The organism is Streptomyces sp. NPDC091282 (assembly GCF_044757385.1).
GTDB lineage: Bacteria > Actinomycetota > Actinomycetes > Streptomycetales > Streptomycetaceae > Streptomyces > Streptomyces gramineus.
In genome coordinates, this window is the sequence record NZ_JBIVUX010000002.1 from 465,991 (window position 1) to 490,686 (window position 24,696).

The 24,696-nt window shown below is 72.0% G+C and carries 19 protein-coding genes; 10 read left to right on the top strand and 9 right to left on the bottom strand.

The annotated features are described in order from the left end of the window. Positions 1 to 46 precede the first annotated feature (46 nt). Entirely contained in the window at positions 47 to 550 is a 504-nt protein-coding gene (locus ACIQOE_RS09215) for a MarR family winged helix-turn-helix transcriptional regulator (RefSeq protein WP_401410674.1), read from the top strand. Between the two features lie 352 nt (positions 551 to 902). On the opposite strand, the gene ACIQOE_RS09220 is transcribed toward ACIQOE_RS09215, so the two are convergent. Next, positions 903 to 2,069, bottom strand: coding sequence for a PP2C family protein-serine/threonine phosphatase (locus ACIQOE_RS09220; protein ID WP_401410676.1), 1,167 nt, complete (start codon positions 2,067 to 2,069; stop codon positions 903 to 905). Positions 2,070 to 2,268: 199 nt separating this feature from the next. On the opposite strand from ACIQOE_RS09220, the gene ACIQOE_RS09225 reads away from it, so the two are divergent. Both ACIQOE_RS09225 and ACIQOE_RS09230 read left to right on the top strand, forming a co-directional pair. Then, positions 2,269 to 2,703 carry a MarR family transcriptional regulator gene (locus ACIQOE_RS09225; protein WP_351314175.1) on the top strand — a complete coding sequence of 145 codons (435 nt, stop codon included), beginning with the start codon at positions 2,269 to 2,271 and terminating at the stop codon, positions 2,701 to 2,703. A gap of 262 nt (positions 2,704 to 2,965) precedes the next feature. Next, a complete protein-coding gene (locus ACIQOE_RS09230) occupies positions 2,966 to 3,298 on the top strand; it encodes an STAS domain-containing protein (protein ID WP_351314177.1) in 333 nt (110 codons plus the stop codon). 3 nt (positions 3,299 to 3,301) lie between these two features. On the opposite strand, the gene ACIQOE_RS09235 is transcribed toward ACIQOE_RS09230, so the two are convergent. The 5 genes from ACIQOE_RS09235 to ACIQOE_RS09255 form a co-directional block, all read right to left on the bottom strand. Continuing rightward, positions 3,302 to 3,472, bottom strand: a complete 171-nt coding sequence (locus ACIQOE_RS09235) for a hypothetical protein (RefSeq protein WP_351314180.1) — start codon at positions 3,470 to 3,472, stop codon at positions 3,302 to 3,304. Positions 3,473 to 3,505: 33 nt separating this feature from the next. Continuing rightward, positions 3,506 to 3,862, bottom strand: a complete 357-nt coding sequence (locus tag ACIQOE_RS09240) for a PRC-barrel domain-containing protein (RefSeq protein WP_401410679.1) — start codon at positions 3,860 to 3,862, stop codon at positions 3,506 to 3,508. Positions 3,863 to 3,929: 67 nt separating this feature from the next. Then, complete coding sequence (locus ACIQOE_RS09245) at positions 3,930 to 6,368, bottom strand: SpoIIE family protein phosphatase (protein WP_401410681.1); 2,439 nt, start codon at positions 6,366 to 6,368, stop codon at positions 3,930 to 3,932. A 77-nt stretch (positions 6,369 to 6,445) separates the two neighbouring features. Continuing rightward, on the bottom strand, positions 6,446 to 10,720 hold the full coding sequence (locus ACIQOE_RS09250) for a HAMP domain-containing protein (RefSeq protein WP_351314189.1): 4,275 nt from the start codon (positions 10,718 to 10,720) through the stop codon (positions 6,446 to 6,448). Positions 10,721 to 10,934: 214 nt separating this feature from the next. After that, positions 10,935 to 11,300 (bottom strand): STAS domain-containing protein, encoded by a 366-nt coding sequence (locus ACIQOE_RS09255; protein WP_365568135.1) that lies wholly within the window; start codon positions 11,298 to 11,300, stop codon positions 10,935 to 10,937. A 206-nt stretch (positions 11,301 to 11,506) separates the two neighbouring features. Here ACIQOE_RS09255 and ACIQOE_RS09260 point away from each other — a divergent pair, with 206 nt between their 5' ends. The 4 genes from ACIQOE_RS09260 to ACIQOE_RS09275 all read left to right on the top strand — a co-directional run bounded on the left by ACIQOE_RS09260 (position 11,507) and on the right by ACIQOE_RS09275 (position 15,689). After that, positions 11,507 to 11,917 carry an ATP-binding protein gene (locus ACIQOE_RS09260; protein WP_362648702.1) on the top strand — a complete coding sequence of 137 codons (411 nt, stop codon included), beginning with the start codon at positions 11,507 to 11,509 and terminating at the stop codon, positions 11,915 to 11,917. A 206-nt stretch (positions 11,918 to 12,123) separates the two neighbouring features. Beyond that, entirely contained in the window at positions 12,124 to 13,314 is a 1,191-nt protein-coding gene (locus ACIQOE_RS09265; RefSeq protein WP_365559705.1) for a glycoside hydrolase family 3 N-terminal domain-containing protein, read from the top strand. A gap of 117 nt (positions 13,315 to 13,431) precedes the next feature. Beyond that, complete coding sequence (locus ACIQOE_RS09270) at positions 13,432 to 13,899, top strand: MarR family winged helix-turn-helix transcriptional regulator (RefSeq protein WP_401410684.1); 468 nt, start codon at positions 13,432 to 13,434, stop codon at positions 13,897 to 13,899. A 116-nt stretch (positions 13,900 to 14,015) separates the two neighbouring features. Beyond that, positions 14,016 to 15,689 (top strand): MFS transporter, encoded by a 1,674-nt coding sequence (locus ACIQOE_RS09275; protein ID WP_365559725.1) that lies wholly within the window; start codon positions 14,016 to 14,018, stop codon positions 15,687 to 15,689. Between the two features lie 84 nt (positions 15,690 to 15,773). On the opposite strand, the gene ACIQOE_RS09280 is transcribed toward ACIQOE_RS09275, so the two are convergent. The 3 genes from ACIQOE_RS09280 to ACIQOE_RS09290 form a co-directional block, all read right to left on the bottom strand. Continuing rightward, positions 15,774 to 17,963, bottom strand: a complete 2,190-nt coding sequence (locus ACIQOE_RS09280) for an RICIN domain-containing protein (protein ID WP_351314204.1) — start codon at positions 17,961 to 17,963, stop codon at positions 15,774 to 15,776. Positions 17,964 to 17,991: 28 nt separating this feature from the next. Further along, positions 17,992 to 19,356 (bottom strand): ricin-type beta-trefoil lectin domain protein, encoded by a 1,365-nt coding sequence (locus tag ACIQOE_RS09285; protein ID WP_401410686.1) that lies wholly within the window; start codon positions 19,354 to 19,356, stop codon positions 17,992 to 17,994. A gap of 193 nt (positions 19,357 to 19,549) precedes the next feature. After that, positions 19,550 to 21,415, bottom strand: a complete 1,866-nt coding sequence (locus ACIQOE_RS09290) for an ABC transporter ATP-binding protein (RefSeq protein WP_351315992.1) — start codon at positions 21,413 to 21,415, stop codon at positions 19,550 to 19,552. Positions 21,416 to 21,586: 171 nt separating this feature from the next. Between ACIQOE_RS09290 and ACIQOE_RS09295 the strand changes: the two genes are divergently transcribed. From ACIQOE_RS09295 to ACIQOE_RS09305, 3 genes are all read left to right on the top strand, one after another. After that, a complete protein-coding gene (locus ACIQOE_RS09295; RefSeq protein ID WP_399010023.1) occupies positions 21,587 to 22,570 on the top strand; it encodes a YbhN family protein in 984 nt (327 codons plus the stop codon). A gap of 30 nt (positions 22,571 to 22,600) precedes the next feature. Continuing rightward, a complete protein-coding gene (locus ACIQOE_RS09300; protein WP_351314214.1) occupies positions 22,601 to 23,383 on the top strand; it encodes a crotonase/enoyl-CoA hydratase family protein in 783 nt (260 codons plus the stop codon). A gap of 219 nt (positions 23,384 to 23,602) precedes the next feature. Then, positions 23,603 to 24,694, top strand: a complete 1,092-nt coding sequence (locus ACIQOE_RS09305; RefSeq protein ID WP_399010024.1) for a mechanosensitive ion channel family protein — start codon at positions 23,603 to 23,605, stop codon at positions 24,692 to 24,694. Positions 24,695 to 24,696: the final 2 nt, after the last annotated feature.

The window sequence follows — 24,696 nt, forward strand, 5'->3', positions numbered from 1 at the left end:
AGGTGATACCTGCAATTGACAGCGGGATTCGGAAAGCGATGCCTCCGTGACTGGTCTGAGTGGTTCCCGGGACGACCGATCAGGTCAACCGCGCGACGGTCCCGTGCCGCTCGCCCCTGCGCTGGCCGACGCCGTGGACCGGCTCGCCCACCTGTGGTCGGACGCGGCTCAGGGCGCGAACCTGCGTCTGTCGCCGCACCAGCTGAGGGCGCTGCGGATCCTCCGGGAGGAACCGGGCCTCAACCTCACCTCGCTGGCCGTGGCCATGAGGATCGGGCTGCCGACCGCGAGCCGGCTGTGCGACCGGCTGGAGGCGGCCGGGCTGCTGGAGCGCGAGCTGCATCCGCGCAACCGGCGCGAGGTGCGGCTGCTGCTGACCCGGCTGGGCCAGCGGATCCTGGACGAGGTGGCCTCGCACCGCGCGGACGCCCTGACGGCGGTGCTCGCGGCGATGGATCCGGCCGACCTGGCGGCTCTCCAGCAGGGGCTCCGCGGGTTCCTCACCGCCCACGACCGGACGGCACGGCAGCACCGCGACGGCGGCCCCTGACCGCTCCGGCGGCGTACGGCACGAACAGCGGCCGCCGGGGCCGTGCCGGTCCGGCGGAGCCCACATCGGGGCCACGCAGCGGACGGCGGCCCGCCCGGCACACCGGGGAACACGGGCCGCGGGCCGAGCACCATGCGGGCGGGCCGCACGCGCCGCACGCCGTCGGCTCCGTCAGGCGTACGGCGGTCGCGCCTGCCGGGGGCGGCCCGACGGCGGTGGCGGCCGGAGCACCGACCACGCGCGCCGCGCACCGCCGGCTCCCGCAGGCGGACGCCCGCCGGGACGGCCTACCGGCGGGGCGGCCGGAGGTGCCGGCCGCGCGGGCGACCGGGGTGGTCACCGGGCGCCGCGGTCAGGGGCGGCCTCGCCAGTCCAGGCAGACGACCAGGGCGTCGTCCGTGGCCAGGACGTCCTCACCCCGGTGGACCGCCAGCTCGCGCAGTATGGCGCGGGGCACCTCGGCGGCGGGCAGCAGCCGGGTGGAGTGTATGGCGCGGGCCAGGGCCCGGTCGCCGTACGCCTCGCCCTTCGGGGAGTTCACCTCGTGCACGCCGTCGCTGACGAAGACGAGCCGGTCGCCGGGCTCCACCTCGAACTCCTGCGCGACGTAGTCCGTCTCCTCGAACATGCCGAGGGGCAGCTGCGCCTCGAAGGGGACCCGCTCGACGGTGCCGCCGCGCAGCCGCAGCAGCAGCGGGGAGCCCGCGTCCACGACACTCACCCGTCCGCTGTCCAGGTCGAAGTCGAACATGAGGACGGACAGGTAGCAGCGGCCCCGGTAGTGGGCGTACACGGCCTGGTCGGCCAGGGCCGCCTGGTCGGCGAGGGAGATCCCGGCGCGACGCGCGTTGCGCAGCGCGTTGATCGCCAGGCTGGTCAGCAGCGCCGCCTCTATGCCCTCGCCCATGCCGTTCGTGACGTAGAGCATCAGGTGGTCGGCGGTGGCCGACCAGTCGAAGTTGTCGCCGAAGACGGCGTAGGCGGGCTCCAGCTGGCCACCGAGGTCGTACTCGGGGCGAGTGCATGAGCGGCCGGGCAGCAGCTGCCACTGCATCTCGGCCGCCAGGGTGAGCCGGTCCTTGCGGCGGGCCTGGAGATACAGGTCCGTGTCGCGTTCGGCCACCAGCACCTCGTGGCCGAGCACCTCGGCGATCTCGGCGAGTTCGGCCACGGACGCGCGGGCCGCCTCGTCGGCGGGCAGCGTCACGGACAGTACGCCGAGCCGGTCGCCGCGCACGCTGACCGGCAGGTGCACGCGCATGCGCCGGTCCTGGCCCTCCTCGCAGTAGGGCTCCTGCGAGCCGAAGGCCCGGCCCGCGGGGCTGCCGTGCACCGGCACCGGCACCAGGTTGTGCGGCCGCACCGACACCGGCTGCAGCGCCGTCAGGCCGTAGTCGGCCATGAACAGCTCGACGGCCTGCGCGCCGTACTGCTCGGTCAGCACGACGCGCACGGCGTCGAGCAACTCGTGGGGAGCCGCCGTGCGCACCGCGCGCTCAGCGGTCTGGAATCTGTTCACGATGAGTAATGCACCATTCTTTCTCCCGGCAACGCGCGGGCCCCGCCGGGGAGGCGGGCCTCGCGAAGAGCCGCGTCGGTCGTTCCGAGGGGTCGGGTAGGGCTGAGGCTCCTAGTAGGCTGAAAGGCGCCCCAGAGCCTGCGAGAGTGTGATCGTGACTGCCTTCCGCCGCCGCCCCGAGCCCGATGAGGTCGCACGTGTGACCACCAAGGCCGTTGAGCTGCTGGAAGTTGTATGGGGCCGTGCGTCGACCGCGCCCACCTCTGCCTCCCAGTTGCGCGTGCTGCACATCCTCGAGCACCACGACGGCATCAATCTGCGCACGCTCGCCGAATCCCTGGCCTCCACCCCGCCGTCCACCAGCAGGCTGTGCGACCGGCTACAGGCCGCGGGATTCATCGAGCGGGTGGTGGGCGCGGAGGACCGGCGCGAGGTACGGCTGCATCTCAGCGGCCGGGGCCGCTCCTTCCTGGCCGATCTGCGGGCCCGCCGCGAGAGCGAGCTGCAGAAGGTGCTGGCGGACATGCCCGCCGCCAAGCGCGTCGCCCTCCTGGAGGGGCTGGAGGCGTTCTGCGCCACCGCGGCGACGCAGATACCCGACGAGACCCCCGAGTCCGACAGCCGGACCGCCTGAACAACCCGCTCGGTACCGGGCCGCCGCCGCTCCAAGGCGGGGGCGGCCGGTGCCGGGGGCGGTCCCTGTCCACCGGAGCATTCCAGGTCCTTCCCCGTGTACGTCCGACTCGGCTACTCTGTTGCCTCATGGCTATTATTGTCAAACGACAACTGTTCTGAGAAACGCTCTTACCTTGTCCGACTACCCTGCTTCTGACGCGATTCGCGTCAACTGTGCGCTATGTCTCGAAAATCCCGGGACACGACACGAGGATGGCTCGATGCCCGCGGCTCCCGAACTGAGGGCGCACGTCGACCGCGACGGGCAGACCTTCGTGATCACCGTGAGCGGGGACGTGGACTACGCCGCCGTCGACGGCTTCGACCGCGCCTGGGACGCGGCCGACCACGCGGCCATGCCCGTCACCGCGGTCGACCTGACGCGCGTCACCTTCGCGGACAGCATGCTGCTCAACGCCCTCATCGAGGCCCGGCTGCGCCATCAGGCCTCCGGGCGCGACCTGGTACTGGTGGGCCCGCTGGGGCCCGCCGTCAGCCGGCTCCTGACGATCACCGGCGCCATCAGGCTGTTCACCGTCGTCGAGGGCGGCTGAGGGTCAGCGCACGATCCGGCGGCGCCCCGCGTGCCGGAGCCTGAACCCCGCGTAGAAGAGATCGGCCAGCAGCACCGCGGCGCCGATGACCAGCAGGTAGAACAGCCCGTGCGCGGTGAACCCGATGATGCCCAGGACGAGGGCCACGAGGATCAGCAGCAGAAAAAGACTCATCGGCTCTCCTAATCGGCCGTCGCGTGTGCCGGGTCAGCGGCGGGCCAGCCGGCGTTCACCGCCGGCGCCCGGGGTGTAGTCGAGCGAGTAGTGCGCGAAGACGGCGGGCTCCTGGTCGGCCGGCAGCTCCCCGTCCGTGTCGATGGACGGCGCCTTCTTGACCGTGTCCTTCTCGTGGGCGACCTGCAGGTAGCCCGGACCGACGGTGGCGCCGTCGAGCGGCACGAACACCAGGCGCCGCCGGGTGGGCAGGCCGACGGTCACGGTGGCGTAGCTGGGCTGGTCGGTCGCCGTGTCGACGTAGACCGATTCCAGGATCCCGACCTTGTGCCCGAAGGTGTCGACCACGTCGTGGCCGCGCCACTCTCGGATATCGCCTGCTTCGAACATGTGACACCTCCGTAGGGTCAGGTACCCCTGATCCCGCGGTTGACGCCGCCGGCCGCTCCGGCGGCGCTCAGAACGGCGCCACGCGGATGCCCACGAGGCAGGTGTCGTCGTCGGTGTCGGACCTGCTGTGGGTCAGCAGGCGGTCCAGCGCCTGGTCCAGGGTCGCGGGAACGTTGCGGGCGGTCGTCAGCAGCTGCGCCAGGGACTCCTCCACCGACCGGTCACGGCGCTCGATCAGGCCGTCCGTGTACATCAGCAGCGTGTCGTCCACGGCGAGCTGCACCTCGTGCTCCTGGTACACGGCCTCCGGTACGGCACCCAGCAGCATCCCCTTGACCAGCGGCAACGGCTCCGCGTCCCCGGCGCGGACCAGCACCGGCGGCAGATGGCCGGCCCGGGCCCAGCGCAGGGTGTGCCGGTCGGGGTCGTACAGGCCGCACACCGCGGTGGCGGTGACGGAGCCGGTCAGGTGGTGGGTGACCATGTTCAGCCAGGACAGCAGCTGCCCCGGCCCGGCACCGGTCACGGCGAGGCCGCGCAGCGCGTTGCGCAGGACCACCATGCTGGTGGCCGCCTCGATGCCGTGTCCGGCGACGTCGCCCACGCACACCAGCACCAGCCCGGACGGCAGCAGGACCGCGTCGTACCAGTCGCCGCCGACCAGGTGCTGGGTCTCCGCGGGCCGGTAGCGCACCGCGAGGTTCAGTCCGGGAACCGCCAGCGGGGCACCCGCGGGCGGCATGATCGCGTGCTGGAGCTGGAGGGTGAGCCGGTTGCGCTCGCTGGCCTGCTGCTCGCTGTGGGCGAGCTGGTCGCGGGTCGCGGCGAGCGCCACCTCCGTCCAGTGGTGCGCGGAGATGTCCTGGTAGGCGCCGCGTACGACGTACAGCTGGCCGCCGGAGTCGAGGACCGGTTCGGCCACCACCCGGATGTGGCGGGTCACGCCGTCGGGGCGCTGCAGCCGGAAGGCGGCGGACGCGGGCCTGCGGTGGTGCAGCAGGGTGCGCAGGAAGCGGCCGATGGCGACGGCGTCGTCGGGATGGGCGTGGACGGGCAGGTCCTCCAGCGGCACCGGGGCACCGGAGTCGGGTTTGCCGTAGAGGTGGAAGAGCTGGCCGTTCCAGGTGATCTCGCCGGTGAGGAGGTTCTCCTCGAAGCCGCCGATCCGGCCCAGGCGCTGCGCGTGCTGGAGCAGGCTGGCCAGCCGGGCGGTCTCGTCCTCGATGCGCCAGATGAGCAGGACGCAGCCGCCGTGCCGGCTGATGTTGATGTCGGCGACGGCCGCGAGGGGGACGTCGTCGACGAGTGCGGTGAGCCGCATGCGGTGGGCGCGGTAGGGCTCGCCGGTGGCGTAGACCCGCTCGATCCGCTCGAACAGCTCGCTGTGTCCGGCGGCCATCGGGTAGGCCTCCAGCAGCAGGGCGCCGCTGATGACGGCCCGGGGCCTGCCGCCGGGATCCAGGAAACGGCCGTTGACGTGGTGGATGCGGAAGTCGGCGAGGTCGCCGCCGGCGTCCAGGTGCGGCACGAGCACCAGAGCGGGGTCGTGGAGTCCGTCGGCCAGGTCCATCAGCTCGGAGAGGCCGGGCAGCACGGGCCGGACGCCGCCGTGGGCGTGGTCCGGGGAGCCGGTGTCCAGGGTGTGCGCGCACAGCTCGGCCAGGGCCTCGACCTGCCGGACGACCGGCGCGGACGGCGGGTCCAGCGGGCCGGGCCAGACGATCTCCAGGACGCCGTGGATGCGCCCCCCGGTACCGGCCGCCACGGCGACGCGGCCGCCCTCGGGATGCTGGTGCTGGCCGATGGACGGCAGCCCGGTCGCGGCCAGGCTGCCGATCCAGTGCCCCGAGCGTTCGGTGAGGCCGCGCCGGGCCACCGTCGCCACCCCCGGCGGCACGTGCCGCCAGCGTCCGGCCTCGGCGGAGGAGAATCCGGCGTGGCCGGCCAGGGTGAGCGAGCCGTCGGCGCCGAGCGCCCAGATGGCGACCGCCTCGGCGCCGAGCGGGGCCAGCGCGTGCTCCAGCAGGGACTCGGCCACGGCCTGGGTGTCGTGGGCGGCCAGCGCACCGCTCTCGGCGGCCCGCAGCCGTACGGCGGAGGCGTGGCCGCCCGCCGGGTCGACGGCCTCGGTACCGGCCGCGGTGGCCGCGAGGAAGGCGGCGGTCACCTCGGACATCCGGTCGCGTGCGGCCTGGTTGATGACGTCGACCGCGAACTCCAGCGGCGTCACCCCGGCCTGCTCGGCGAGTTCGGCCAGCTGCCGGGCCGCCTGGGCCGGGCCGCAGCCGAGCCGTTCGACGAGGATGCCCTTGGCCAGCTCGATCAGGGCCCGCCCGTCGGCCTCGGCGTGCGCCGCCCGCACCTCGCGGCGCAGCCGCTCCACGGTCGCCGCCAGCCGGCCGATGGGGGACGAGGGGCCGGTCTCGGCCGGTGCCCCGTCGGGCTGTCCGCCGTCGGCGCCGTCGAGCGGTCGCGGCGGTTCGGGCGTGGGAGGGAGTTCACTCACGGTGGGCCTGTTTCTCGGCTGGGACGCCCCGGGGCGTTACGCGGCCTGCTGGTGGACGCCGTGGCGGCGGATTGCGGTCACACGGCCAGCCAGCGGCGGACGCGGGCGATGAGGTCGTTCGTGTCGACGGGCTTGGTGATGTAGTCGTTGGCGCCCGAGGCGAGGCTCTTCTCCTGGTCGCCCGGCATGGCCTTCGCGGTGACGGCGATGATGGGCAGCTCCGCGTACTGGGGCATGGCGCGGATCTCCGCGGTGGCCGCGTAGCCGTCCATCTCGGGCATCATCACGTCCATCAGGAGCAGGCAGACGTCCGGGTGGGCGAGCAGCATCTCGATGCCCTTGCGGCCGTTGTCGGCGTGCAGGACCTGGAAGCCGTGCAGTTCCAGTACGCCGCTGAGGGCGAAGAGGTTGCGCGCGTCGTCGTCGACGACCAGGACCGTGCGGCCGAGGAAGGTGTCGTCCACCACCTGGGCCGCCGGTCGGTGCGGTTCGTCGGCGCGTACCAGCGACAGCACGTCGCCGGGCTGTTCGGCGGACAGGTGCAGGGTGATGCGCTCGCGCAGTTCGTCCAGGCTGGACAGGAAGTCCAGCGGCCGGCCGCCCGCGAGGGCCCGCAGCGCCTGCTCCTGCGCCAGGTCGACCCGGTGCCCGGTGTGCACCAGGACGGGCACGCTGGCCAGCGCGGAGTCGCCGCGCATGGCCTCCAGGAAGTCCGCGCCCTCCTTGCCGGGCATGCCGAGCTCCAGGACGACGCAGTGGCAGGGTTCGGCCGCCAGCGTGCTCGCCGCCTCCTGCGCGCCCACGGCGGTGATGAGGTCGATCGCTCCGTGCGGATCGCCGGGGTCGTGCGCGAGGTCGGCGACGGCCCGTTCGGCGACCAGGGTGAGCAGTCCGCGCGGGCGTTCCTCGATCACCAGGAGGCGGCGCCTGCGCTGCGCGGGGGCCGGTCCTGCGGCGGGCAGCGCGCGGGACGCGGGCTCGGGCTCCGCGGCGCTGAGGACCCGGGGCTGCTCCGCCGGCCGGGCGCCGTTGTCGAGCAGGTCCTCGAAGTCGGCGCGGGCGACCGGCAGGTACAGCGTGAACGTACTGCCCTGGCCGGGTGCGCTGTCCACGGTGACCGCGCCGCCGAGCAGATGGGCGATCTCGCGGGTGATGGACAGGCCGAGTCCGGTGCCGCCGTACTTGCGGCTGGTGGTCCCGTCGGCCTGCTGGAAGGCGCCGAAGATGGTCTCCAGCTGCTGGTGGGGGATGCCGATGCCGGTGTCGACGACCCGGAAGGCCACCACCGGGCCGCCGCGCAGCACGCCCGCCGGGACCTCGCGGTCGGCGGCCGGCTCGATGCGCAGCTCCACGCAGCCCTGTTCGGTGAACTTGACCGCGTTGGACAGCAGGTTGCGCAGGATCTGGCGGAGCCGGGAGTCGTCGGTGAGCAGGTCGGCGGGCGTGCCCGGCGCGGTGGCCACCGTGAACTCCAGGCTCTTCTGGGTGGTCATCGGCCGGAAGGTGGCCTCGACGTACTCCAGGAGCTGGCGCAGCGGGACCCGCTCGGGGGCCACGTCCATCTTGCCGGCCTCCACCTTGGACAGGTCGAGGATGTCGTTGATCAGCTGCAGCAGGTCCGAGCCCGCCGAGTGGATGATGCCGGCGTACTCGACCTGCTTCGGGGTGAGGTTGCGCGAGGGGTTCTGGGCCAGCAACTGGGCGAGGATCAGCAGGCTGTTGAGCGGGGTGCGCAGCTCGTGGCTCATGTTGGCCAGGAACTCCGACTTGTACTTGGAGGCCAGTGCCAGCTGCTGCGCGCGGGTCTCCAGTTCCTGCCTGGCCTGCTCGATCTGCAGGTTCTTCGCCTCGATGTCGCGGTTCTGCGAGGCCAGCAGGGACGCCTTCTCCTCCAGTTCGGCGTTGGAGCGCTGCAGTTCGTCCTGCTGTACCTGCAACTCCTCGGACCTGGCCTGCAGTTCGGAGGTGAGCCGCTGGGACTCGCCGAGCAGCTCGTCGGTACGGGCGTTGGCCACGATGGTGTTGAGGTTGACGCCGACGGTCGGCACCAGCTGGGTGAGGAAGTCCTGGTGGATCTGGGTGAAGCGGGCCAGCGAGGCCAGTTCGATGACGCCGAGGACCTGTTCCTCGACCACGATGGGCAGCACCACCAGGGCGCTGGGCACGGCCTGTCCGAGTCCGGAGGAGATGGTGACGTAACCCTCGGGCAGTTCCTCGACGTTGATGATCCGCCGGTTGCGTGCCGCCTGTCCGACCAGGGAGCGGCCGACCGGGATGCGGGTGGGCCGCTCGGTGTCGTCCGGGTAGCCGTAGGAGCCCACCAGGCGCAGTTCGTGGCCGCGTTCGGTGTCCTCCGCCAGGTAGAAGGCGCCGTACTGGGCCGAGACCAGCGGGGTGAGTTCGTCCATGATGAGTTCGGCGACCACGGGCAGTTCGCGGTGGCCCTGCATCAGGCCCGAGATGCGGGCCAGGTTGGTCTTGAGCCAGTCCTGTTCCTGGTTGGCCCGGGTGGTCTCGCGCAGGGACTCCACCATGGAGTTGATGTTGTCCTTGAGGTCGGCGACCTCGCCGGACGCCACCACGGTGATGGAGCGGGTCAGGTCGCCCTCCGCGACGGCGCTCGTGACCTCGGCGATCGCGCGGACCTGCCGGGTGAGGTTCCCGGCCAGTTCGTTGACGTTCTCCGTCAGCCGCTTCCAGGTGCCCTCGACGCCCTCCACCTCGGCCTGGCCGCCGAGGCGGCCCTCGCTGCCGACCTCGCGGGCGACACGGGTGACCTCGGCGGCGAAGGACGACAGCTGGTCGACCATCGTGTTGATGGTGGTCTTCAGCTCCAGGATCTCGCCCCGGGCGTCGACGTCGATCTTCTTCGACAGGTCGCCGCCGGCCACCGCGGTCGTCACCAGGGCGATGTTGCGGACCTGCCCGGTGAGGTTGTTGGCCATGGAGTTGACGTTGTCGGTGAGGTCCTTCCAGGTCCCGGCCACGTTCGGCACGTGGGCCTGGCCGCCGAGCCGTCCCTCGGTGCCGACCTCGCGCGCCACCCGGGTGACCTCGTCGGCGAACGCGGAGAGCGTGTCGACCATGGTGTTGATGACGTCGGCCAGCGCGGCGACCTCGCCCTTGGCCTCCACGGTGATCTTCTGCGACAGGTCGCCGCGCGCGACCGCGGTGGCGACCTGGGCGATCGACCGGACCTGACCGGTCAGGTTGGACGCCATCACGTTGACGTTGTCGGTGAGGTCCTTCCAGGTCCCGGAGACGCCCGGCACGATCGCCTGGCCGCCGAGGTTGCCCTCGGTGCCGACCTCGCGCGCGACACGGGTGACCTCGTCGGCGAACGCGGACAGCTGGTCGACCATCGTGTTGATGGTGTTCTTCAGCTCCAGGATCTCGCCCCGCGCGTCCACGGTGATCTTCTGCGACAGGTCGCCCTGCGCCACCGCGGTGGCCACCTGGGCGACGTTGCGGACCTGCGCGGTGAGGTTGCCGCCCATGAAGTTCACGGAGTCCGTCAGGTCTCGCCAGGTGCCCTTGACGCCCTTGACGTCCGCCTGGCCGCCGAGCCGGCCGTCGGTGCCGACCTCGCGGGCGACGCGGGTGACCTCGTCGGCGAACGCGGACAGCTGGTCGACCATCGTGTTGATGGTGTTCTTCAGCTCCAGGATCTCGCCGCGCGCGTCCACGGTGATCTTCTGCGACAGGTCGCCCTGCGCCACCGCGGTCGTCACCTGGGCGACGTTGCGGACCTGGGAGGTGAGGTTTCCGGCCATGAAGTTGACCGAATCGGTGAGGTCGCGCCAGACGCCGCCGACCCCGGGCACCTGCGCCTGGCCGCCGAGGCGGCCCTCGCTGCCGACCTCGCGGGCGACACGGGTCACCTCGTCGGCGAACGCGGACAGCTGGTCGACCATCGTGTTGACGGTCTCCTTCAGCTGGAGGATCTCGCCGCGCGCGGGCACGTCGATCTTCTGCGAGAGGTCCCCGCGCGCCACCGCGGTGGCCACCTGGGCGATGTCACGGACCTGCGTGGTCAGGTTGCCGGCCATGGCGTTCACGGAGTCGGTCAGGTCCGCCCAGGTGCCGGACACCCCCGGGACCTGCGCCTGCCCGCCGAGCGTGCCCTCGGTGCCGACCTCGCGGGCCACGCGCGTCACTTCCGAGGTGAACTGGGACAGCTGGTCGACCATGCCGTTGAAGACCGTGGCGATGTCGCCGAGCAGTCCCTCGCCGTCGGAGGGCAGACGGGTGCCGAAGTCACCGTCCCGCACCGCCGTCAGACCGGCCAGCAGCTGCCGCAGCTCCTGTTCGCCGGGCCCCTGGACCCGGGTGTCCGCCGACATGCCGCTCATGCACACCCTCGTTCCGCTCCCCAGAGTCCCCACCCCGAGGACCCGGAACCTCGCCGGAGCCGTAGAGCTCCGCCCACCAGCGGCGATTCCGCGTTCGGCGGCATCGCGCGGCAGACATTCGGTCGCAGGTTAACTCAGTTGTCGGCCGACAACCAAAGTGTGCCGAGGCCGGACCGGGGCCGGAACCGGCCCCGCCCGGACGCCCGGCACGGCGTCACGCCGCGATGGCCTCCCGCACGGTCGGATGGCAGGTGGCCAGGGTGTCCAGGCCCACCAGCTCCACGGTCCGCCGCACCGGGTCCCGCAGCCCCGCGAGCCGCAGCCACCCGCGTGCGGCCCGCGTCACCTGGTGGGCGGCGATCAGGGCGTTGATCCCGCTGGAGTCCATGAAGGTGACCCCGCTCAGATCGACGACGACCCGGGAGCCCGCGGTGGGATCGGCCGGCGGCATGGCGCGGGCCAGGGCGCCCACGGTGTCGCAGTCGATCTCGCCGCGCAGGCCGAGCACGGTGACGCCGTCCACGTCGCTCCGGGTGACGGACAGCGCACCGTTCTCCGCTGCCCTGTGTTCCTCTGCCACGTGCGTCCTCCGCGCCCTCGGTCCGAGCTGTGTCGCCGGTCCTCAGCCAACGTGCCCAGCCGGACGGACTGCGATGCACGACGGCGGGCATCCGGATCGGGGCGGTGCGGGAGTACGACGGCGCATCGCCGGGTAGGCGCGCGCCCATGAACGGGGTATCGCGGATCGTCGGCAGGGCGTCTGTCCCGCCCGAGGAGTGTTCCCGGATGGCGGATGCTGCACCTGTCGAGGTCACGGTCGCGCTGGACGGGGCGGACGGCTGTATCGCCCACGCCCGGCACCGGACGTCGGACTTCCTGGCACGGGCCGAGTCGGCGCCGGGACGGCCGGTGCCGGTCCGCACGCTGGAGCTGGCCCAGCTGGTGGTGAGCGAGCTGGTCACCAACGCGCTGAAGTACGCGCCCGGACCGGTGCTGCTGCACCTGGGCGCCGCCGACGGCGTGCTGGAGATCGAGGTGTGGGACAGCGATCCGGCCCTTCCGCTGGCCCGGCCGGCGGACGCCGGACGGGTCGGGCAGCACGGCCTGGAGATCGTCCTGGCGGTGGCCAGGGACGTCGAGGCACGGCGGGAGCCCGTCGGCAAGCGGATCACCGCCCGGCTGGCGCTGTCCGACTGACCGCGACCGTCCGGGCCGCCCTGTCACCGGGCGCTGCGGCCGTCCGGTGAGCGCGCCCGAGGCGGCCGGGACCGCCACAGCGCGCACCGCACCCGTTCGGCGTAACGTGAGGCGCCGGGGCGGATGTCGGGCCGCGCGGGGCAGGGATGCCGTGCGGGGGCCGGCCGGTCCCGTGGACCGCATCACTCACGAGTCAGGAGCGCACCATGGCGACACCCGTCCGCCGGCCCGCGGGCCGGCGTTCCGCTGCCCGGCGCACCGCCGTCGGGCTCGCCACCACCTTGCTCGCCGTGTGCGCGTGCAGCGCGCCGGCGGCCGGGGAGGAGGCCCACCGCGTGTCCGCCACGGCCTGCGCCGACAAGGTCTACACGGGGATGACCACGGCGCAGCGGGTCGGCCAGCTGTTCATGGGCGGAATCGCCGCGTCCCGTCCGAGCGCCGCGGACCTGAAGACCCTGCGCACCTATCACGTCGGGTCCGTCATGCTCACCGGGCGCAGTTCGGCCGGTACGGCGGCGACGAAGAAGGTCGTGGACGGGGCGCGGGCGCAGGCGGACACGGTCGCGGGACACCGGGTCGGGCTGCTCGTCTCCACCGACCAGGAGGGCGGGCAGGTCCAGGTGCTGAGCGGCCCCGGCTTCTCCGTCATGCCCAACGCGCTCACCCAGGGCTCCTGGAGCACGGCGACGCTGCGCTCCCGCGCCGAGACGTGGGCACGGCAGCTCAAGGCGGCCGGCCTCGACCTCAACCTGGCCCCGGTGGCCGACGTGGTGCCCGCGAGCCTCGGCACGCGCAACGCTCCCATCGGGCACTTCTACCGTGAGTACGGCCACACCCCCTCCGTCGTCACCTCCCACAGCGGCGCCTTCGCCGCCGGTTTCCGCAACGCCGGGGTCATGACCACCGTGAAGCACTTCCCCGGTCTGGGCCAGGTCATCGGGAACACCGACACCACCGCGAACGTGGTCGACTCGGTGACCACGTCCTCCAGCGCGAGCCTGCAGCCCTTCCGCAGCGCGATCACCGCGGGGTCGCCGTTCGTGATGATCTCCTCGGCGAAGTACACCAAGATCGACTCGAAGCATCTGGCGGCCTTCTCGCCGACCGTGATCAGCTCGCTGCTGCGCACCAAGTTCGGCTTCAAGGGCGTCGTGATCTCCGACGACCTCGGCCAGGCCGTCGCGGTCCGCTCCTTCACCCCGGCGCAGCGGGCGGTGGACTTCCTGAACGCCGGCGGCGACATGGTCCTCACGGTCAAGGCGTCGGCTCTTCCGGCGATGATCCAGGGCGTGCAGGCCAAGATGGCGTCGGACGCCTCCTTCCGGGCCAAGGTGACCGCCTCCGTGCACCGCGTCCTCACCGCCAAGGCCACGGCGGGCCGGCTGACCTGCAGCTGAGACCCCCGCGATCCGGAGACGGAGCCGGGCCGAGCCGATACGGGCTCGACCCGGCTCCGTCGTATTTACTTATGACTGGTTGAACAGTCCAGACTGATAAATCTAGTATTAGTACATGTGAAGACAGACATAGCTTCCGATGCCGGCGGCACCCGGGATCCGGGCGACGCCTCCCTCCTCGCCGCCGAGCTGAGGCTCGCGGTGGGCCGGATGACACGGCGGCTGCGCCAGGCCCACGCGGTCGGGGACGTCTCGCTCTCGGGCGTCTCCGTGCTGGCGCGGCTCGCGGCCGAAGGACCCGACTCCCCCACCTCACTGGCCGAGATGGAACGGGTGCGTCCGCAGGCCATGGCCGCCACCCTCGCCCAGCTCGAACAGCGCGGCCTGATCCGCCGCACCCCCGACGCCGTGGACGGACGGCGGAGCATCGCCGCCGTCACCGAGGAGGGACGCGCCATGCTCGCCGAGCGGCGCTCGGAGTCCGTGCAGCGGCTCGCGGACGTCCTCGACGGGTTCTCCGCCGAGGAGCGCGAGACCCTCGGGGCGGCCGTGCCGCTCCTCGCCCGGCTGGCGGAACGGGTGTGAGCGCGCCCCGCCGGTCCGGCGCCCTGCGCTCGGCCCGCCACCAGGAAACCCCGCCCGGACCCGGCTACAAGTGGGTCGCGCTCTCGAACACCACGCTCGGCGTGCTGATCGCCACGATGGACGCGTCGATCGTCATCATCTCGCTGCCGGCGATCTTCCGCGGCATCGGCCTCGACCCGCTGGCGCCGGGCAACATCGGCTACCTGCTCTGGATGATCCTCGGCTACCTGCTGGTCTCCGCGGTCTTGGTGGTCGTGCTCGGACGCCTCGGCGACATGTTCGGCCGGGTCAAGATCTACAACCTCGGGTTCCTGATCTTCGCCTGCGCCTCGGTCGCATTGTCACTGGACCCGTTCCGCGCGGGAGCGGGCGCGATGTGGCTGATCCTGTGGCGGATCGTGCAGGCCTTCGGCGGGTCCATGCTCACCGCCAACTCGGCCGCCATCCTCACCGACGCCTTCCCGGCCCGGCAGCGCGGCATGGCCCTCGGCATCAACCAGATCACCGCGCTGGCGGGCCAGTTCCTCGGACTGCTCGCGGGCGGTCTGCTGGCCGCCGTCGACTGGCGGGCCGTGTTCTGGGTGAGCGTCCCGGTCAGCATCACCGGCACGATCTGGTCGTACCTGAGCCTGCGCGAGACCTCGACGGGCCGGCCCGGCCGGATCGACTGGCTGGGCAACATCACCTTCGCGGCGGGCGCCGGCATCCTGCTGGCCGGGATCACGTACGGCATCCAGCCCTACGGCGGCAACGCCACCGGCTGGACGAACCCGTGGGTGCTGACCGGCCTGATCGGCGGCGTCGCCCTGCTGCTGGCCTTCTGCGTCGTCGAGACGCGGGTCGCCGACCCGATGTTCGACCTGACGCTCTTCAGGAACCGGGCGTTCGCGGCCGGCAACGTGGCCGCCCTGCTGACCTCGATCGCACGCGGCGGCCTGCAGTTCATGCTCATCATCTGGCTGCAGGGCATCTGGCTGCCGCTGCACGGCTACGACTTCGAGGACACCCCGCTGTGGGCCGGCATCTTCATGCTCCCGCTGACGCTGGGCTTCCTGGTCGCGGGCCCGGTCTCCGGCTACCTGTCGGACCGGTTCGGCGCCCGGTTCTTCTCCACCGCGGGCCTGGTCGTCGTCATGCTGTCGTTCCTCGGCCTGCTCGCGCTGCCCGTCGACTTCGACTACGGGCTGTTCGCGACGCTGCTGCTGCTCAACGGGCTCGGCCAGGGCATGTTCTCGGCGCCCAACACGTCCTCGATCATGGGCAGCGTCCCGGCCGAGTACCGGGGAGTCGCCTCGGGCATGCGCTCCACCTTCCAGAACTCCGGTACGGCGCTGTCCATCGGCGTCTTCTTCTCGCTGATGGTCTCCGGCCTCGCCGCCACGCTCCCGGACACCCTGAAGAGCGGTCTCACCGCGCACGGCGTACCGGCCGCCTCCGCCGCGCACGCCGCCTCGCTGCCGCCGGTGAGCACGCTGTTCGCGACGTTCCTCGGCAACAACCCGATCGAGCACCTGCTCTCCTCGGAGGGCGTCCTCGACCACGTGACCAGCGCCCAGCGGTCCGTCCTGACCGGCCACACCTTCTTCCCGCAGCTGGTCTCCGGTCCGTTCCACCACGGCCTGACCGTCGTCTTCGGGGTGGCCGCGGGCATGGCCCTGGTCTCCGCGGTGGCCTCGGCGCTGCGCGGCAGCCACCGTCCCGTCCTGGAACGGGCGGAGTCCACGGACCGGGCGGCCGCCCGGACGACCTCGTCGAACTCGCAGAAGTCGCAGAAGTCGCAGAAGCCGTAGCGGTCGCGGCGGTCCCGGACGTCGGGGAAACGGCCGTGGGCCGGTACGGCGGATGTCCGCCGTACCGGCCCACGGCCGTTCAGGTCACGGGTACGACTTCAGGTTCGCCACGTTGGTGGACGAGTTCGACGGTCCGCCCGTGTTGTTGACGACATGGCTGATGGTGCCGGTGCCGCCGAGGGAGACCGTCACCAGGCTGGTGAAGCGGACGCCCGAGGTGTTCGGCGCCTCGACGGCGTGCGCCGCGACCACGCCCGGGTTGACGTTGAAGTAGCAGTAGCTGCCCAGGCCGTACACCTGGTGGCTGGTGACCGAGTCGGCGACCTTGTAGGCCGCGTAGCCCTGGGTCGAGCCGTTCATCCAGGCCGCCTGGTTGGGCGGGTCGTAGGGCATCTCGTTCTGGTAGAAGTACGTCCGGCCGCCGTTGCCGTTCCAGAGGGTCTGGTACTTCTGGAAGTGCTCGACGAACAGGCCGTACATCGTCACGTTGTCGCCGTTGACGACCAGGCCGGTGTCCGCGGTGTTGCTGGTCCAGCCGACCCCGCTGCCGTGGTCGGCGCGCCAGATCCACATGTGGTCGCCGATGACGTTGTCGCTGTTGACGACGAGGCTGGTGGTGGCCTTGCCGACGCCCGCGCCGCCGACCCGGAAGTACACGTCGTGCAGGGAGGTCGGGTCGGCCGCGTGCGAGGCCGAGGAGCCGCTCGGACCGACCTCCACCAGGGTGGAGGAGTTGGTGGTGCCGGCGTCGAAGAGCAGGCCCGCGATCTGGACGCCGTCGACGTCGGCGACCTTCATCGCGGTGACGCCGTTGTCCGGGACGAAGGTGGCGAGGCCGAGGCCGAGGACGACGGTGTCGGCCCGGTTGACCTGGAGCGTCTGGTCGAGGTGGTAGACACCCGGGGTGACCAGGAGGTTCTTGCCCGCCGCCAGGGCCGCGTTGATCTGGGACGCGGTGGCGCCCGGCTTCACGACGTAGAAGCTGTCCAGGGACAGCGACGAACCGGCGGCCGAACCGGAACTCCAGCTGGTGCCGGAGGAGTTGGACCGGGTCGACGGTACGAAGACCTGGTAGTTGCCGGAGCCGTCGACGTACAGGAACGGCTTCTCACGGGTCACCGGGCTCTGGGCGACCGTGGTGTCCGGCGGGCTCGGGAAGGTGGTGCCCGGCACCCCGGTGCTGCCGACGAAGACCATGTTCCAGTTGGAGCCGGTCCAGCTGCCGAGCTGCGAGTTGCGGGTCAGCCACTGCTGCTGGCTGCCGGAGTTGACCTGGCCGTCGATCTTGCTGTCGGCGATCAGGCCGCCGCTGGACCAGCCGCCGTCGTCCAGGGCGAGGTTGCCGCGCAGGTGCATCCGGCGGTACGCCGAGGCCTGCGAGACCGCCCAGCGGTCGGCGCCGCCGGTCGGCGTGACGGACAGGTTCTCCGCGCCGCGCCAGAAGTTCTGGGTGGCGTTGCCCTGGAACCAGTCGGCCTCGGCGTGCACCGCGCCGTTGATGTTGACCGCGTCCGGGGTCAGGCCGAGGCCGAGGACCTGGGTGTAGAAGCCGACGTTGACGTTGGCGCTGTAGGTGCCCGGCTTGAACATCACGGCGTAGCGCTGGGAGCCGAACTGGTTCGTCTCCTGCTGCTGGAAGATCGAGTTGAGGCGGCTCTGGATGGTCGACGCCGACATCGACGGGTCGAAGACGACGACGTTCGGGCCGAGGTCCGGGGTGCCGGACGGCGGCGCCGTCACGGCGGCCACCTGGAAGCGCTGGGCAGCGGTGCCGTTGCAGGTGTACTGCACCAGCTGCACGCTGTCCGCGGTGGAGGCGGCCGGGTCGTCGAGGCACTTGCCGCTGTTGCGGTTGACGAAGTGGTAGGCGCCGCCGCCCTCGTCGACCGGCTGCCACTGCTGGTTGGCCCCGCCGCCGTAGGTCCACAGCTGGGCCGTGGCGTTGTCGGCGGTGGAGACGTCGGTGACGTCGACCACCTGGTCGGTGTTGTTGCCGTTGCCGATCCGGACGTAGCCGTCGCTGGTGGCGGTGAGACTCCACTGCTGGGCGGTGGTGCCGTTGCAGGAGTACTGCTGGACGGCGGTGCCGTTCGCGGTGGCGGCGGCCCTGGCGTCCAGGCACTTGCCGCTCGCGGCGTTGGTGAGGGTGGCGAGCCCGGTGGGCAGCGCGGCGGCGGCCGCGTGCGCGGACGGGGCGGCGGTCAGCAGGGACGCTCCGAGAACGGCCAGCACGGCGGCGGCCGTCGGTCTGCGGCGCCAGGGAAGGCGAGGCAAGGGATCTCCTAGTCCGAGGTGTGGGGGGTCAGCCGGTGTAGCCGGCGAAGACGCGCGTGTAGTCCCAGTTGGACTGGCTCACGCCGGAGCAGCTGTCGGCGGAGCCGCCGGTGCAGGGCCGGTCGCGGTTGGCGGACCAGAAGGTGAGCCGGGCCAGGTGGTGCTGCTGGGCGTAGGCGAGGATGGTCCGGAAGTCGTTGACGGTCACCGTCTCGTTGTTGTCGGTGATGCCGTTCATGGACGAGATGCCCATGTCCCGGTAGGCCTGGTCGTCGCTGTAGTGGTACGCGTTCTTCAGCGCGTTCTTCAGGCCCTCGGCCGCCTGGGTGGTGAGGTTGCCCATGTTCTGGCCGGCGCCGCCGAAGTCGAAGGGCATGATGGCCCAGGCGTCGACGGTCAGCCCGGAGGACGCGGCCCGGTTGATCAGGCTGGTGTCGGGGCCGCTCTGGCCGGTGCCGATGGTGATGTACACCTTCGTGCCGGGGTTGTTGGCCTTCACCGTCTTCAGCGCGTCCACGACCCGCTGCTGCACGGTCCCGTTGCTGTAGGCGTCGGCCTCCAGGTCGATGTCGATCGCCTTGAGACCGCCGTAGGCGTTGATGACCTTCTGGTAGGCCGCGGCCAGTTCGCCGGCGCTGGAGCAGGAGCTCTCCAGCTTGTTGCCGCTGTAGCCGCCGAAGGACGGTACGACGTCACCGCCGTTGGCCCGCACGGTGTTGACCGTCTGCTGGTCGACCCCGCCGGTCAGCGCCCGGCTCCCGTCCCACTGCGGGTTGCAGTAGCCGTTGCTGAGGACGAACGCGAGCGTGTAGTACTTCACGCCGGTCGCGTTGGTGATCGTGGTCGGGCTCGGCGGGTCGCCCCAGCCGTTGTACAGATACGGTGCCACCGCCATCGGCGAGGACGGCGTGGTGCCGCCGCCGTCGGACGCGGGCGCGGTCCACTTCTGGTTGGCGGTGCCGCCGCACGTCCAGATCTGGGCGCGCGTGCCGTTCGCCGAGGAGTTGCCGGTGGCGTCCAGGCACTTGTTCGCCTGCGGGTTGACGATGTCGTGGGCGGAGCTGACGGTCCACTTCTGGTTGGCGCCGCCGGAACACGTCCACAGCTGGGCCTTGGCGCCGTCCGCGGTCGAGTTCCCGGTCACGTCGAGACACTTGCCGAGGGCGCGTATGGTGCCGTCGCTGCCGACGGTCCACTGCTGGGCGGCGGTGCCGTTGCAGTCGTAGAGCTGGACGGCCGTGCCGTCGGCCGAGCTTGCGCCCGCCACGTCCAGGCACTTGCCGCCGATGCCGGTGATGGTGCCGGTGGCGGCCTGCGCGGGGGACGCGGCGAACAGGCCTGCGGAGAGGGTCAGGGCGGCCAGGGCGGCGGCCGTGGGAAGGGGTCTGGCCATGGGGGGTTGGCCTTTCACGCGGGGGGATGCGGCACGGCGTGCGCCCAACACCTCTGTGGTCAGCGGGTGTTGAGCACAGCCGTGAGGCTTTGTTTAAGGCGTGAAGCTAAAGGTCCGGACCAGTGCCGTCAAGTGCGGGAGCGCTCCCTTCGCGGAATCGGGGAAAAAGATGACGCTGAGGTGAACGCGGCCGTCAGGATGCCGGTGCGGCGGCGAACTGGGTGCGGTGCAGCTCGGCGTACCGCCCCTGCGCCACCAGGAGTTCCGCGTGGGTGCCGCGCTCCGCGATCCGGCCGTCCTCGATCACCAGGATCTGGTCGGCCGCCCGGATCGTCGACAGCCGGTGGGCGATGACGACGGCCGTGCGCCCCTCCAGCGCCTCGGCGAGCGCCTCCTGGACGGCCGCCTCCGAGGTGTTGTCCAGGTGCGCGGTGGCCTCGTCGAGGATGACCACGCGCTGGCGGGCCAGCAGCAGCCGGGCGATGGTCATCCGCTGCCGCTCGCCGCCCGAGAGCCGGTAGCCGCGTTCGCCGACCACCGTGTCCAGGCCGTCGGGCAGCGACCGTACGACCTCGTCGAGGCGGGCCCGGCCCAGCGCGTCCCACAGCTCCTCCTCACCGGCCGCCGGGCGGGCGAGCAGCAGGTTGGCGCGGACGGTGTCGTGGAAGAGGTGGCCGTCCTGGGTGACCATGCCGAGGGCGGCGCGCAGCGAACCGGCGCCCAGGTCGCGGACGTCGACGCCGCCGATGCGTACGGCGCCCCCGTCGACGTCGTACAGGCGCGGCAGCAACTGGGCGATGGTGGACTTGCCCGCGCCGGAGGAACCGACCAGCGCGACGGTCTGCCCGGGTTCGGCGCGGAAGGAGATGCCGTGCAGGACCTCGGCGCCGCCGCGGGCGTCCAGGGCCGCGACCTCTTCGAGCGAGGCGAGGGAGACCTGGTCGGCGGCCGGGTAGGCGAAGCGGACGTCGTCGAACTCGACGGCCAGCGGGCCGTCGGGCACCTCGCGGGCGTCCGGTTTCTCCTCGATCAGGGGCTTGAGGTCGAGGACCTCGAAGACCCGCTCGAAGCTGACCAGCGCGCTCATCACCTCGACGCGGGCGCCGGCCAGCGAGGTGAGCGGGGCGTAGAGCCGGGTCAGCAGGAGGGCCAGGGAGACCACGGCGCCCGGCTCCAGGGTGCCGCGCAGCGCGAACCAGCCGCCGAGGCCGTAGACCAGGGCGAGCGCGAGCGAGGAGACGAGGGTGAGGGCGGTCATGAAGACCGACTGGGCGGTGGCGGTGCGCACCCCGATGTCCCGGACCCGGGCGGCGCGCGCCGTGAACTCCGCCGACTCCTCCTCGGGGCGGCCGAAGAGCTTGATCAGGGTGGCGCCGGGCGCGGAGAAGCGCTCGGTCATCCGGGTGCCCATGGCCGCGTTCAGCGCGGCGGCCTCGCGCTGCATCCGGGCCATCCGGCCGCCCATCCGGCGGGCGGGCACCACGAACACCGGCAGCAGCACCAGGGCGAGCAGGGTGATCTGCCAGGACAGGGTCAGCATGACCGCGAGGGTGAGCAGCAGCGTGACCAGGTTGCTGACCACGCCGGACAGGGTGTTGGCGAAGGCCCGCTGGGCGCCGATCACGTCGTTGTTGAGACGACTGACCAGCGCTCCCGTACGGGTACGCGTGAAGAACGCGACGGGCATCCGCTGCACATGATCGAACACCGCCGTGCGCAGGTCGAGGATGAGTCCCTCCCCGAGCGTCGCCGAGAGCCGGCGCCCGAGGACGCCGAGCGCCGCCTCCGCGACGGCGACGGCCGCGATCAGCAGCGACAGCCGTTCGACCGTGCCGGTGTCGTGCCCCGACACGATCGCGTCGACGACATGGCCGGCCAGCACCGGGGTGGCGACGGCGAGCAGGGCGGTGAGCACCCCGAGCAGAACGAAACGGACGATCCCGCCGCGGTGCGGGCGGGCGAAGGCGGCGATCCGGCGCAGCGTGGCCCGGTCGAGCGGGCGCCGCTCCTGCTCGGCGGTCATCACGCTGTGCAACTGGGTCCAGGCGGTGGTCTCCATACTCATGGGGGAGAACGTAGGACCTCAAGCTTCGTTGAGGTCAATGTCCGCTCACCGTCCCCCCGTACGAAGGACCAGATGAGCCTCCCCCCTCACCCGCTTCCCGTCCGTCATCCGGTGTCTCCTCTTCCGCCACCCGCAGTTGGCGCGGCGCGGAAAACCTCTCCCGGTGTGACAGCGGAAAGAATCCCCGGCTTCCGTGCGGGCCGTCTCCCCCGGCTCGCCCGCCGTGTCCCCTGGCGGCACATCCTCACCCTGATCCCGCTCCTGCTCGTGGCGGTCATCGCGGTGCAGCACTGGCCGGTCCTCGTCGAGGGCTTCGCCCACCTCCGTGACGCCTCCCTGCCGTGGCTGCTGGCCGCGGGCGCCGCCACCTGCCTGACCTGGGTGGCCGCGGCCTTCACCCGGCAGGGCGCGGTGGTCCAGCAACTGCCCCGCTGGCGGCTGCTGGCGACCCAGCTCGCGGCCGGCTCGGCCAACCACCTGCTGCCGACGGGCCTGGGTTCCGGCGCGGTCAACCTGCGGTTCATGACGGTGTGCGGGGTGCCGCTGGCCACCTCCTCGGCCGCGCTCGCCCTGTATCTGCTCGCCGAGTCGGTGGCGCGGGTGGGCCTGATGGCCGTGTTCTTCGTCGCCTTCCCGGACGCCCTGCACCTCGGCGGCCTCCTCCCGCACGGGACGGCCGGCCCGCTGCTGACCGTCGCCGGCGCGGTGGCCGTCGTCGCGCTGGGCGCGCTGTTCCTCGTACGACGGGTGCGCGAGCCGGTGTTCCGCTTCGTGCGCTCGGCGCTGAGCGAGGCCCGCTCGGTGCACACGCGTCCGTCCCGGGCGCTGGCGCTGTGGGGCGGCTCGCTCGCCTTCCCCGCCCTCCAGGCGGCCGGACTGGTGGCGGTGGGACAGGCTCTTGGCCTGCCGGTACCGCCCGCCCACATGGCGCTGGCGTACCTGGCGGCCACGGTCGCCGTCGCGCTGATCCCCACCCCGGGCGGTCTGGGTTCCGTGGAGGCGGCGCTGATCGTGGCGCTGGTGGCCGCGGGCGGCCCGGTGGCGGTGGCGACGGCCGTCGTCCTCGCGTACCGGATCATCACCGTGTGGGTGCCGTTGCTGCCGGGAGCCCTGACACTGGGAGCGCTGGTACGACTGAAGGTCATCTGACCCCGATGGCCTTCCGACGGAGGGAAGCGCATGCCGGTCCGCCTGGAACGCCAGGGTCCTGTCACCACGGTCGTCCTCTCCCGGCCCGCCGCGCGCAACGCGGTGGACGGGCCGACGGCGGCCGAACTGACCTCCGCCTTCCTTGAGTTCGAGGCGGACGACGCGGCCCGGGTGGCGGTGCTGTGGGGTGAGGGCGGCACCTTCTGCGCGGGCGCGGACCTGAAGGCGGTGGGCGGCGAGCTGGGCAACCGGGTCGCGGAGGACGGCGACGGGCCGATGGGCCCGACCCGGCTGCGGCTGTCCAAGCCGGTGATCGCGGCCGTCGCCGGGCACGCCGTGGCGGGCGGCCTGGAACTGGCGCTCTGGTGCGACCTGCGAGTGGCGGAGGAGGACGCGGTGTTCGGCGTCTTCTGCCGTCGCTGGGGGGTGCCGCTGATCGACGGCGGCACGGTACGGCTTCCGCGGCTGATCGGTACCAGCCGGGCCATGGACATGATCCTGACCGGCCGTCCGGTCCCGGCCGAAGAGGCGTACGCGATGGGCCTGGCCAACCGCCTGGTCCCGGCGGGCACATCGCGCGCGGCGGCGGAGGAACTGGCCGCGTCCATCGCCGCGTTCCCGCAGGCCTGCCTGCGCAGCGACCGGGCGTCGGTGCTGGACCAGGAGGGGCTGGACGAACAGGCGGCGATGCTCGCCGAGGTCCAGTACGGCATGGACGTGCTGGCGGAGGGCGTCGAGGGAGCGGCGCGCTTCGCGGCCGGGGCGGGCCGGCACGGGACCTTCACGGACCAGGAGTCCTTCACCGGCCACTGATCGTTCACGGAGCACGGATCCTCCACCTGCCAGGGGCCCTTGGCCGGCCGGGGGGCCTTCCCGGACGCCCGTGGGCCGCGCCGGTTTCCCCGCCGGTTCGGGTCCCTTCGGCTGCCCCGCACGGCCGGCCGCCGGGGTCCGCCGCACGAACCTCTGTGCGGATCAGGTCCCGTGGATGCGGCAGGATGAGCGGTTGCACAACCGAATGGGAGGTAACCGGTGGACCGAGCGCTCACCGTCGATGACCTGGTCCTCGCGGGCATCGCCCTGGCGGCGGGCCTGTTGCTGGCCTTTCTGTCGCGCGGCATGCTGCGCTGGCTGGCCAAGCACGCCAAGCGGACGCGCTGGAGCGGTGACGACGTCATCGTGGACGCGCTGCGCACGGTCGTCCCGTGGGCGGCGCTCGCGGGCGGCGCGGCGGCGGCCGCCGCGGCGCTGCCGCTGACCAGAACCGTGCAGCACCAGACCAATCAGTGCCTGAAGGTGCTGCTCATCTTCGCGGTGACGGTCTCGGCGGCGCGGGTGATCGCCGGTCTGGTGCAGTCGGTCACCCAGTCCCGCTCCGGAGTCGCCGGTTCGGCCACCATCTTCGTGAACATCACCCGGGTGCTGGTCCTCGCGATCGGCTTCCTGGTGGTGCTCCAGACGCTGGGCGTCTCCATAGCGCCGCTGCTCACCGCCCTGGGCGTGGGCGGACTCGCGGTCGCCCTCGCGCTCCAGGACACCCTGGCCAACCTCTTCGCGGGCATCCACATCCTCGCCTCCAAGACCGTCCAGCCGGGCGACTACATCCGGCTGAGCAGCGGCGAGGAGGGCTATGTCGTCGACATCAACTGGCGGCAGACGACCGTGCGTCAGCTCTCCAACAACCTGGTGGTCGTCCCCAACGGCCAGCTGGCGAAGACCAACATGACCAACTACACGCGGCCCGAGCAGCAGTTGACGATCCTGGTGCAGGTGGGCGTGAGCTACGACAGCGACCTGGACCAGGTCGAGCGCGTCACGCACGAGGTGATCGCCGAGACCATGACCGAGATCACCGGTGCGCTGCCGGAGCACGAACCGGCCATCCGCTTCCACACCTTCGGCGACTCACGGATCGGTTTCACGGTGATCCTCGGCGTCGGCGAGTTCAGCGACCAGTTCCGGATCAAGCACGAGTTCATCAAGCGCCTGCACCGCCGCTACCGCGAGGAGGGCATCCGCATCCCGGCCCCGACCCGCACGGTGGCCCTCCAGCAGGGGGCCGTGGTGATACCGCAGCAACGCGTCCCGGACGACGTGCCGTCGGGCCTGCCGCACACCGAATAGCC

Coding starts and splice junctions, on each gene's coding strand:
- ACIQOE_RS09230 (WP_351314177.1), top strand. CDS start 2,966: ATGCCCGCGGCTCCCGAACTGAGGGCGCACGTCGACCGCGACGGGCAG.
- ACIQOE_RS09235 (WP_351314180.1), bottom strand. CDS start 3,472: ATGAGTCTTTTTCTGCTGCTGATCCTCGTGGCCCTCGTCCTGGGCATC.
- ACIQOE_RS09240 (WP_401410679.1), bottom strand. CDS start 3,862: ATGTTCGAAGCAGGCGATATCCGAGAGTGGCGCGGCCACGACGTGGTC.
- ACIQOE_RS09250 (WP_351314189.1), bottom strand. CDS start 10,720: ATGAGCGGCATGTCGGCGGACACCCGGGTCCAGGGGCCCGGCGAACAG.
- ACIQOE_RS09260 (WP_362648702.1), top strand. CDS start 11,507: ATGGCGGATGCTGCACCTGTCGAGGTCACGGTCGCGCTGGACGGGGCG.
- ACIQOE_RS09265 (WP_365559705.1), top strand. CDS start 12,124: ATGGCGACACCCGTCCGCCGGCCCGCGGGCCGGCGTTCCGCTGCCCGG.
- ACIQOE_RS09275 (WP_365559725.1), top strand. CDS start 14,016: ATGGACGCGTCGATCGTCATCATCTCGCTGCCGGCGATCTTCCGCGGC.
- ACIQOE_RS09285 (WP_401410686.1), bottom strand. CDS start 19,356: ATGGCCAGACCCCTTCCCACGGCCGCCGCCCTGGCCGCCCTGACCCTC.
- ACIQOE_RS09290 (WP_351315992.1), bottom strand. CDS start 21,415: ATGGAGACCACCGCCTGGACCCAGTTGCACAGCGTGATGACCGCCGAG.
- ACIQOE_RS09300 (WP_351314214.1), top strand. CDS start 22,601: ATGCCGGTCCGCCTGGAACGCCAGGGTCCTGTCACCACGGTCGTCCTC.